At 50.7% G+C, this 8,791-nt stretch carries 6 protein-coding genes and 1 tRNA gene; 3 read left to right on the forward strand and 4 right to left on the reverse strand.

Annotated features, from left to right (window positions below; all coding sequences use genetic code 11):
• Nucleotides 1–56 precede the first annotated feature (56 nt).
• A complete protein-coding gene (locus GS12_RS05640) occupies nucleotides 57–728 on the forward strand; it encodes a TetR/AcrR family transcriptional regulator (RefSeq protein ID WP_052118362.1) in 672 nt (223 codons plus the stop codon).
• On the opposite strand, the gene GS12_RS05645 is transcribed toward GS12_RS05640, so the two are convergent.
• Nucleotides 718–2,862: an ornithine decarboxylase gene (locus tag GS12_RS05645; RefSeq protein WP_034944734.1), complete on the reverse strand. Its 2,145-nt coding sequence runs from the start codon at nucleotides 2,860–2,862 to the stop codon at nucleotides 718–720. The genes GS12_RS05640 and GS12_RS05645 overlap by 11 nt on opposite strands.
• A 514-nt stretch (nucleotides 2,863–3,376) precedes the next feature.
• On the opposite strand from GS12_RS05645, the gene GS12_RS05655 reads away from it, so the two are divergent.
• Nucleotides 3,377–3,452, forward strand: a tRNA-Phe gene (locus tag GS12_RS05655).
• A gap of 248 nt (nucleotides 3,453–3,700) precedes the next feature.
• Here the strand turns inward: GS12_RS05655 and GS12_RS05660 are convergent.
• Nucleotides 3,701–4,681 (reverse strand): tyrosine-type recombinase/integrase, encoded by a 981-nt coding sequence (locus GS12_RS05660; RefSeq protein WP_034944740.1) that lies wholly within the window; start codon nucleotides 4,679–4,681, stop codon nucleotides 3,701–3,703.
• A complete protein-coding gene (locus GS12_RS22945; RefSeq protein ID WP_235421084.1) occupies nucleotides 4,678–6,126 on the reverse strand; it encodes a TraI domain-containing protein in 1,449 nt (482 codons plus the stop codon). Before GS12_RS22945 ends, GS12_RS05660 begins: the two co-directional genes overlap by 4 nt.
• Nucleotides 6,127–6,499: 373 nt before the next feature.
• Here GS12_RS22945 and GS12_RS05670 point away from each other — a divergent pair, with 373 nt between their 5' ends.
• Nucleotides 6,500–7,486, forward strand: coding sequence for a DUF4238 domain-containing protein (locus GS12_RS05670; RefSeq protein WP_034944743.1), 987 nt, complete (start codon nucleotides 6,500–6,502; stop codon nucleotides 7,484–7,486).
• Between the two features lie 92 nt (nucleotides 7,487–7,578).
• Here GS12_RS05670 and GS12_RS05675 read toward each other — a convergent pair whose 3' ends face one another.
• Nucleotides 7,579–8,739: an IS30 family transposase gene (locus GS12_RS05675; protein ID WP_034944746.1), complete on the reverse strand. Its 1,161-nt coding sequence runs from the start codon at nucleotides 8,737–8,739 to the stop codon at nucleotides 7,579–7,581.
• Nucleotides 8,740–8,791 lie beyond the last annotated feature (52 nt).

Below are 8,791 nucleotides of genomic sequence, written 5' to 3' on the forward strand. Positions count from 1 at the left end.
TTATAACGGCGTTATTGACCAGTATCATTCATTGACCAAACAGATAAGAGGTTAACGTGGAGCAAAGGGAATCGGTGGAGGGGAAAAAATTTTCTGCCACCCGAATAAGAACGCGTCGTTTGCTGATTGAGACGGCTATCAGGATGTTCGACGGCGGCGCATTTCCATCCATTACTGAAGTTGCTCAGGAAGCGCGACTTTCACGCGCGACGGCTTACCGTTATTTTCCTTCGCAAAGCGCGCTGGTTTCTGCGGTGGTGACCGAAACGCTCAGCCCGATGAAAAGCTGGCGCGCCACGCGCACCGATCCGGGCGAACGTATCGACGAGCTGCTCTCTTTTGCTTTTCCGCGCCTGCTGGAGCACGAAGGCACGCTGCGCGCGGCGCTGCATCTCTCTCTGACGCAGTGGGCGCAGTCGAGATCGGCAGAAAACAGCGACAAAGAGCGGCTGGTGAGGGGAAACCGTAAGGCGCTGTTGCAGCATGTGATGGAGCCGCTTCATCAGGAGCTGCCGAAGGAAATAGTCGAACGGGTGATCAAGTCACTGTCGCTGGTGTACGGTTCGGAGATCTTTCTGGTGATGAAAGATATCTGGGGCTGCGACGATCGGCAGTTGCAGGATATTGGCAAATGGATCGCTAAAGCCATCATTCGTCAGGGCTATGAGGATGCAGAAGCCGTGCGAGCATCGGCGAGTACCGATGCCCGCACGGCGGTTACGCGTTGATCATATAGCTAACGAGACGCTTACTACCGGCCTCGTCTGCTTCGGCGTAGACGCCCTGAAGCTCAGGTGAAAAGCCCGGCAGCAGGTTAAGCCCCTCTTCCAGCGCAAGGAAGTAGCGCTGCACCGCACCGCCCCATTCTTCGCCGGGCACCACGCAAAGCACGCCCGGCGGATAAGGCAGCGCGCCTTCAGCGGCAATTCGCCCCTGCGCCTGCGCGATGGGCACCAGCTCAACGTTGCCGCGAATAAATTCCCGATTGGCGTCCTGCGGATTCATTACCACCTTCGGCAGGCTCTCCTGACGGAACATCGCTTTCTGCAAATCCTTCACGCCGTGGCTGACATAAAGCTGGTGCATCTCCTGACAGAGGCGGCGCAGCGTATAGCCTTCATAGCGTGCGGCATTTTTACGGTAAATGGTCGGCAGCACGTCGCGCAGCAGCGCATCTTCGCGCATGTGCTGCTCAAACTGCGCCAGCTTGCTGACCAGCCGCGCCATTTTTTCCACGCTTTCGGCGGGCGTCAGCAGGAAGAGAATCGAATTGAGATCGCATTTTTCCGGCACCACGCCATTTTCCCGCAGGTAATTCGCCAGAATGGTGGCCGGGATGCCAAAAGAGGCGTACTGCCCGCTGGCAGCATCAATGCCCGGCGTGGTCAGCAGCAGCTTGCAGGGATCGATCAGATACTGATCTTTCTCATAGCCGGCAAAACCGTGCCATTCAGCGCCGGGTGCAAAGCTGAAGTAGCGGGGATCGGCTGCGATCGTCGCCGTAGGCGCATCCTGCCACGGCTGCCCGTCCACCTCGTTGGGCAGAAAAGGCTTAATCATTTCGCACTTCTGAAGAATGGCTTTGCGCGCATCAATCCCCAGCGTGACGCAATCATGCCAGAGGCGGCGGCCCGCCTCGCCCTGATGCATTCTGGCGTTGATATCCAGCGCGGCGAAAAGCGGATAAAACGGGCTGGTCGAGGCGTGCAGCATAAAAGCGTTATTCAGCCGCTTGTGGCTGCAAAAACGCTGCTGTCCACGGATGTGATTATCCTTTTTATGGATCTGCGACGTCTGCGAGAAGCCCGCCTGTTGTTTGTGCACCGACTGGGTGACAAAAATGCCCGGATCGTCAGGGTTCAGCTCAAGAAGCAGCGGTGAACAGGCTTCCATAACCGGGATAAACTGCTCGTAGCCTACCCATGCGGAGTCAAACAGGATGTAGTCGCACAGGTGTCCAATGCTGTCGATGACTTTGCGGGCGTTGTAGACCGTACCGTCATAGGTGCCGAGCTGGATCACCGCCAGGCGAAAAGGTCGCGCGTCGTTTTCCCGGCCCGGTGCGCGTTCTTTTATTTGTTGGCGTATCCACGCTTCGTCAAAGCAGTGCGCATCGATACCACCGATAAAACCAAAAGGATTACGCGCCGTTTCAAGGTAAACCGGCGTGGCGCCGGCCTGAATCAGCGCGCCGTGATGGTTCGATTTATGGTTATTACGATCGAACAGCACCAGATCGTCACGCGTAAGCAACGCATTGGTGACCACTTTATTAGCGCTGGAGGTGCCGTTAAGAACAAAGTAGGTTTTATCGGCGTTGAAGACTTTCGCCGCATACTTCTGCGCGTCCTTGGCCGATCCTTCGTGGATCAACAGATCTCCGAGCTTGACGTCGGCGTTGCACATATCGGCACGAAAGATGTTCTCGCCGAAAAAGTCATAAAACTGACGTCCCGCCGGGTGCTTCTTAAAAAATGCGCCGCCCTGATGGCCCGGACAGGCGAAGGTGCTGTTATCCATCGCGACATATTTGGTCAGCGTCTGGAAGAACGGCGGCAGCAGTTTCGCCTGATAATCTGCCGCAGCGGCTTCAAGCAGCGCGGCATCGCTCTCATCGCCGGTCAATACGCCGGTAACCGATGGCAAATCCTGCGCCTGCTCTGCCTCATCCACTGCAATAAACACCGGCAAGTCGAAGCCGGTCTGGCGCAGCAGCGTCAGCACACCGCTGCGTGAATCGGAAACGGAAACAACAACCGCCGCCACATCGGTAAAATCAGTGTTATCCAGCGTCACAACTTCGCGACCGGTCTGGAGGTGAATAGCCACGGTGGTGCTGGCCGCAATTTTCAGTGGTGTCATAGCACAAATCCCTAACGGTCAAGGATGAGTGGGTGCCAAAGGCACGGCAATGGGAGAAGGCGGAGCCCTCGCCCGGCGATGGAGTCTGGATAGTAGCCAGCAGAATGGTTTCGGCACTGACCGCCAGACATCAGTAAAATCAGATCGCGTCTGTTTTTACGCATGGCCAAAAGTCAGGCTTAAGGAGACCTCACCGCATAATGCGCGGGGTGTTCAGCAGGAAGTGACGCGCGCGCGACGAAGCGTGGGAAACTGCGCTCAGTATCAGCAGCGATTTTCTCATGGCGGCGGCCTCTGGAAGTTATCGGTTGAATGCGTCAGGAAGTGCGCAATAATGGCACTTTTCATCTTCAGGTTCAAGGCGGAACGGCTGTCGTAAAGGGCCACACAGGCAGAAATATGCGCAGAAAAGTGGCATTTCCTCTCATAAATGATTGAAAAGAGCGCAACTGATTACGTTTCCGTGATAAAGCCATTGACGCCATTCAGACAGTAAGGTTTAATGCGGCCCGTTGCCCGGATAGCTCAGTCGGTAGAGCAGGGGATTGAAAATCCCCGTGTCCTTGGTTCGATTCCGAGTCCGGGCACCACTTATTCAGAAGCGCTTGTCAGTTCTTCAGGATGAAAAATTGACAGGTTCTAGCGAGTCCAGAAACGCGAAATAACCGAAGGTTCAATGGTTGGTTTTATCATGTGGTAACCATTACCCGGTTGTTGAGTAAAAGGCTCTTGAAAAGCCCGCCTGTTACAGCAAGCGGGCTATTTCTCATACGACTTTTACAGCCTTCATCTGAAAATGTCAAATTGTGTCAAGGGTATATTATCATTCTCTGACATCTCATCTTCCCAGCTCCTGTTCCAGAATGTCACGCAGCGAATCAATATCTTCATCAATGTACTCCAGCGTGGATCGTAAGCTGGAATGGCCCAGCAGACGTTTTACCGCCTGAATATTTCGATCCGGCGACTTCATCAGGTTGGTCGCTACTGTGTGTCGAAAACGGTGGGGGCTGACAGCAAACCGACACTCTCTTGAAATGCGCCGGAAGAAAGCCCGTATTGGATAGATACCCATCTCCACGTTACGCTCCTCTGAAGCAGGCTGCGATTTCCGCCGCAGGTCAAAACGGCCTACGTTGAAAAGCTGCGCTTCTGGTTCCGCCCCTGCTGCAAATGAACGTTCCAGTACGATCTCCAGTCGCGGATATAAAACAGACGTAATCGGGACTCGAAATTCCCGGTGGTTCTTTGAACCCTCCGAAATTACATCAATCCAGCGCTCCTCCAGATTGACGTCACACAGCCGCACATGCAGGAGTTGATTTTGGCGCATCCCGGTATAGCTCAGCGTATCCAGGACTGCCAGCCAAAACCAGGCAGGATAACAGGCATTGGCCCGCATGCTCATTGCACAGGATTGCGCAAATAATCGCTCCCGTTCATGGTGTTGATCCATCAGGCGATAAACCGTTTTAACCTGCGCCTTTGAAAGCGTTTTCTTCTTCTTTTTTCCTGTCCGGACAACGGCTTTATTGAATGGGTTTTCCTTGTGGGCCAGAATTCCGTTCTTCATACCGAAATTAAATAGCGCCCGCATATGCGTGACCTTATTATTCCAGGTACAGGCTTCCAGCTTCAGCTCAGTAAGCACATATCTGCGCCACTCAAGCACGAGACGGTTATCGATTTCATCAGGTAATTGCCGGGTAAATCTCTGGAAGGTTCGTACCACTTTTCGGTAGCTCCACTCCGTTGCTGGGCGGACAGAATTGCTGAAAAAATATTGTTCCATTAACTGCTCGAATGTCATTCCATTCATGGCATAACTCCCTGGTTATTTTGCTGTTTAATGACCAATAAAGGGTTCTCCCCCGGGATGTTATGACGCTCATAAAGTTTACTGGCAAGGATAAGATAGCCGCTCAGTTTGCTGAAACGCCCCTTCTTCTCACAATCCTGGTACAGATGACAGGTATACATGGCACCCTTGTCCTGCCGGTGCCTGCCCAGACGTTCAAACGCATTTTGCAAAACGGATTTATCGGAGGCGGGATGGTTATTTTCCTGCAAAAATTGATGAAAAATACCCGGAGTACGGATAAAAACCCAGGTGGCGATAATATGTATTCTGGCATCGGGGATATTGACCAGAAAACGCCCGGAACGGCATCCGTCACTCAGCCACTGCCAGAATTTTTCACCGAGATCTGATGAACCAGAAGCAGTAGTGTCTTTTGGCTCGGGCAGAGCCGTAATCACCGTTGTTTCCTCACCGTCCGGAGTGGTACTGACCACAAGCCCCATCACGGCCAGCAGTTCCCCCGCCACATCCTCTTCCTGAGATGGCATTTCTTCAGCGGTTCCGGCAGGTGGCCGGAATGAAGATAATGTATTGTCCAGTGCGGATACTAGCGTTAGCGGCCCCGAACTTTCGGCAGGGGGGACGGAAACAGACTTCACATCAGGAGCACTGACGGCTGGCGACAAAACGACTTCAGGTAATGCGGTCGGAAGTGATGTTGCTGACAGGGTGCTGATCTGCACCTCGAATACGTTTCCGGTCGATATCCGGATGGCTTCCGATACGATAGCGTTGATGACCCCCGACTCATTGCGAAACCCGGACAGATAAAGCGACAGCACGTTAAGCGCCTGCGGCCAGTTATTTAACCAGTGTAGTGCTTCATCCGGGATAATTTTCCACGCCCGCATAGCTCCCTGGCTCTGGGCCAGATGGGCATCGGTAACCGATCTGAAGCGAAAACGATAATGTTCTTCGGGGCTGGACGTCAGCGGCAACCATCGTTTACCGCTCTCCAGCTCAATCTCAATCTGACTCAGTCCATCCAGTGACTGCACCATTGCGGCATAGACAATCACCGCATTCCAGGCCGCACTCTGCGTCGCCTGCTCTTCTGGCGGTGCATCGATGGGCAGCAGGTGGCTTTTCGACAAGCGCGCGGCGTACGCCGTGGTTTCCAGCAGATAATCCACCATCCCGCCCAGGCAGGTATGATGCCCGTTCTCCGTGGCCGGGAACTGCTGCATCAGGGTAACGCAGCGCTCAAGCGGGCGCAGGTAATACTGCTGATACATTTCTTTTGGTAACGATGAGTAATCCCACAGCATCTGCAACCACTTTACACGATGCGGCAGAGCAAGCTGCTCGCGAGCCTGCACCGGTGCATGATAACCCTCGGGAACGGGAGCAACGGAGGAAGCAGACTCTTCAAGCTTATTGTTACTGCCAGATGAAATAGGCAAATATCGGAGAAAAGCCTTCAGCATCAGTATGTCCCCCGCCCTGCACTTTTGCTGCCTGATGGACGCTGATGGTGAAAAATACGGGAATTGGGTTCGAAAAGGAGTCTCATCATGTGGCCCTACTCTCCTGGTAATGGGAAGTCCACTCTATTAAGACGAGATACGACTACAACAAACAAATCTACATGAGAGATCCAAAGATTTGCTCTTAGCCTTCGTCCGTTTTGTGCCAGGAGCGGACATTTAATGATTCTAAAAACTATGATGTCGCAGCCAAGTTTTGCCGACCGTAGCTTGGCAACAAATGACGTGATTGACTATTTTTGTTTAAACAGAGAAGCTTTAAGGATAGCCTCTTAAGGAATTGATTCTCATGTTACGAAAAAGCATTGAAGCTAAGAAGAGACACCATTATGTTTGGGCGAATTACCTAACGCGCTGGGGTAATGGTACAAAAAATGTTTTCTATACAACAAAGACTGGAAAGATTGCCTGCGACAGTGTACGTGCAATAGCTGCTGACGACTTTTTCTATAAAACAACAACGCTTACTAGCGAGAACGTTGATATAATTAAGGCCTTCTCTCGAAAAAGCCCCAGCCATCTCCATACTCAACACATTTCCTACCTAGATGACGTCCTTAAACTGCAAAGATTAGAGGCTATGTATAGGGCTTCTGGTAAACAAGATCAGGAAGCGGAAGCACTTCTTCATGCGACAAAGTGCAACTTAATGGAGAATCTCCATTCATCTCATGAATTGGAGGCACTATCGATATTAGAAGCGCTCGCAAATGAAAGGCTTGATATACTTCATGATAAACAGCACATGATTGAATTCATGATGTTTTTTGGTCATCAAATTACGCGTACAAAGCCTTTCAGGGACGCAGTGTTTCATGCTCAGCCTCGTCGTAATAATCTTGAAATAAAAGTATCCGACACGATTGTTCATGCCTGGTGGTTTATAAGCTACATGTTTGGGATGAATGTTGGGTGGAGTTTATATTCAAGTCGTAATGAAGATATACATTCATTATTGGTAAACGATACCGGGCTACCTTTCATAACATCAGATCATCCAGTCGTTAACGTGCACTCATGTGTCTCAGAGACAGATTTTATCGCGCCTGAGCATGCTGACTTTTACTACCCAATTTCACCACGCATAGCCTACATCATATGTAATTCAAAACGATTTTCTCCAGGCGTGAACTATATCGATAAAGATACTGTTGAGGAACTAAATATAAAAATAGCAAACCAAGCCATGGTGCATATTATAGGAAACACAACAAACGCCCTACTCCCTTATAAAAAACACTTGGGTTTAAGATATAAAAAAAGGCCTCTTTTTTAAGATGGTATGTTTTTATATAAAGCTAAATATAAGCATCAACCTTAAACTCATTCATCGCAACATTGTACCAATGTCCGCTTCTCGCTGTGAGTTCAACTGATGGACGCAACACACTTATTGAACCGGTCTGCGGGTGATTCATAGTCTAGCGTTTTTCTCGGCCTTTCGTTGAGCTGTCTGGCAACACTGTTAAGTCTTTGCTGGCTGTGAACCGATAAGTCAGTTCCTTTTGGAAAATATTGTCTGAGCAATCTGTTCGTATTTTCATTTGAGCCACGTTGCCAGGGAGATTGAGGGTCACAGAAATAAATCTGAATGTCTGTCGCTACAGTAAATCGTGTGTGGCTGGTCATTTCAGCGCCACGATCCCAAGTTAATGTTTTATAAAGCTCAGCAGGTAATTCCCGGGCTTGTCTGATGAGTGCAGATATAACCGTTATGGTCTTGTTGTCTCTGATCTTCGCCAGCATAACAAAACGGGAATGACGTTCTACGAGGGTGATGATATAGGAGTTTTTCGAGCCCTGAATCAAGTCACCTTCCCAATGACCTGGAATGGCTCTGTCAGCGGCCTCAGGTGGCCTTTCGCTGATAGGTATCGTGTTCGAAATTGACCCTAATCCTTTCCCTTTAAGCGATGACGTTCTGGATCTACGCACTGTTCTTCCGCTTCTGAGGCATTGCTGCAGCTCTTTTTTTAATGCTCCCCGGGTTTGTACAAAAAGCGTTTTATAAATTGTTTCGTGTGACACATGCATTTCCTGATTATCCGGATAACAGCGTTTTAGCCAACCGGCGATTTGTTCCGGCGACCAGTCCTGATGCATCTTCTCTGCAATGATTTTACACAATGTGGGGCTTTCAATTAGTTTGCAGGGTTTTGGTCTCAGGGCACTTTCCCGTGCAGTAGCATCCGCTTTTGCTGCACGATATTGTTTTGCACCTCCGTTCCTCTTGATCTCGCGGCTAATCGTTGAGGGAGCTCTTGATAATTTGGCAGCGATGTCCCTGATGCTGCGTTTTGCTACAAGCCCTCTGGATATCTCTTCTCTTTCATCCAGCGAAAGCGCTAATCGGTGTCGCTTTCGGACAGGGGGACGGTATCCACCAGTCTGGTGAATAGTGGGCATTATAGAAGAGTGGTATCTGTCGAACATTCTGGCGATATCATGCAGAGAATCACCTTGCTTATATCTGTCCCAGATAATCGCTTTCTGTTCGGGCGTGTAGTAAATGCGCGTTCTTCGTTTCATTGCAACGTCCCCCCCTTGATTAAGGATAGCGTTGCATCGACCCGTTGAACTC

This window comes from Erwinia oleae (assembly GCF_000770305.1).
In the GTDB taxonomy this organism is placed as follows: domain Bacteria; phylum Pseudomonadota; class Gammaproteobacteria; order Enterobacterales; family Enterobacteriaceae; genus Erwinia; species Erwinia oleae.

Bases quoted from the DNA above. Each gene is read 5' to 3' on its own strand.
- GS12_RS05675 (WP_034944746.1), bottom strand. From the start codon at position 8,739: ATGAAACGAAGAACGCGCATTTACTACACGCCCGAACAGAAAGCGATT.
- GS12_RS05670 (WP_034944743.1), top strand. From the start codon at position 6,500: ATGTTACGAAAAAGCATTGAAGCTAAGAAGAGACACCATTATGTTTGG.
- GS12_RS05645 (WP_034944734.1), bottom strand. From the start codon at position 2,862: ATGACACCACTGAAAATTGCGGCCAGCACCACCGTGGCTATTCACCTC.
- GS12_RS05660 (WP_034944740.1), bottom strand. From the start codon at position 4,681: ATGAATGGAATGACATTCGAGCAGTTAATGGAACAATATTTTTTCAGC.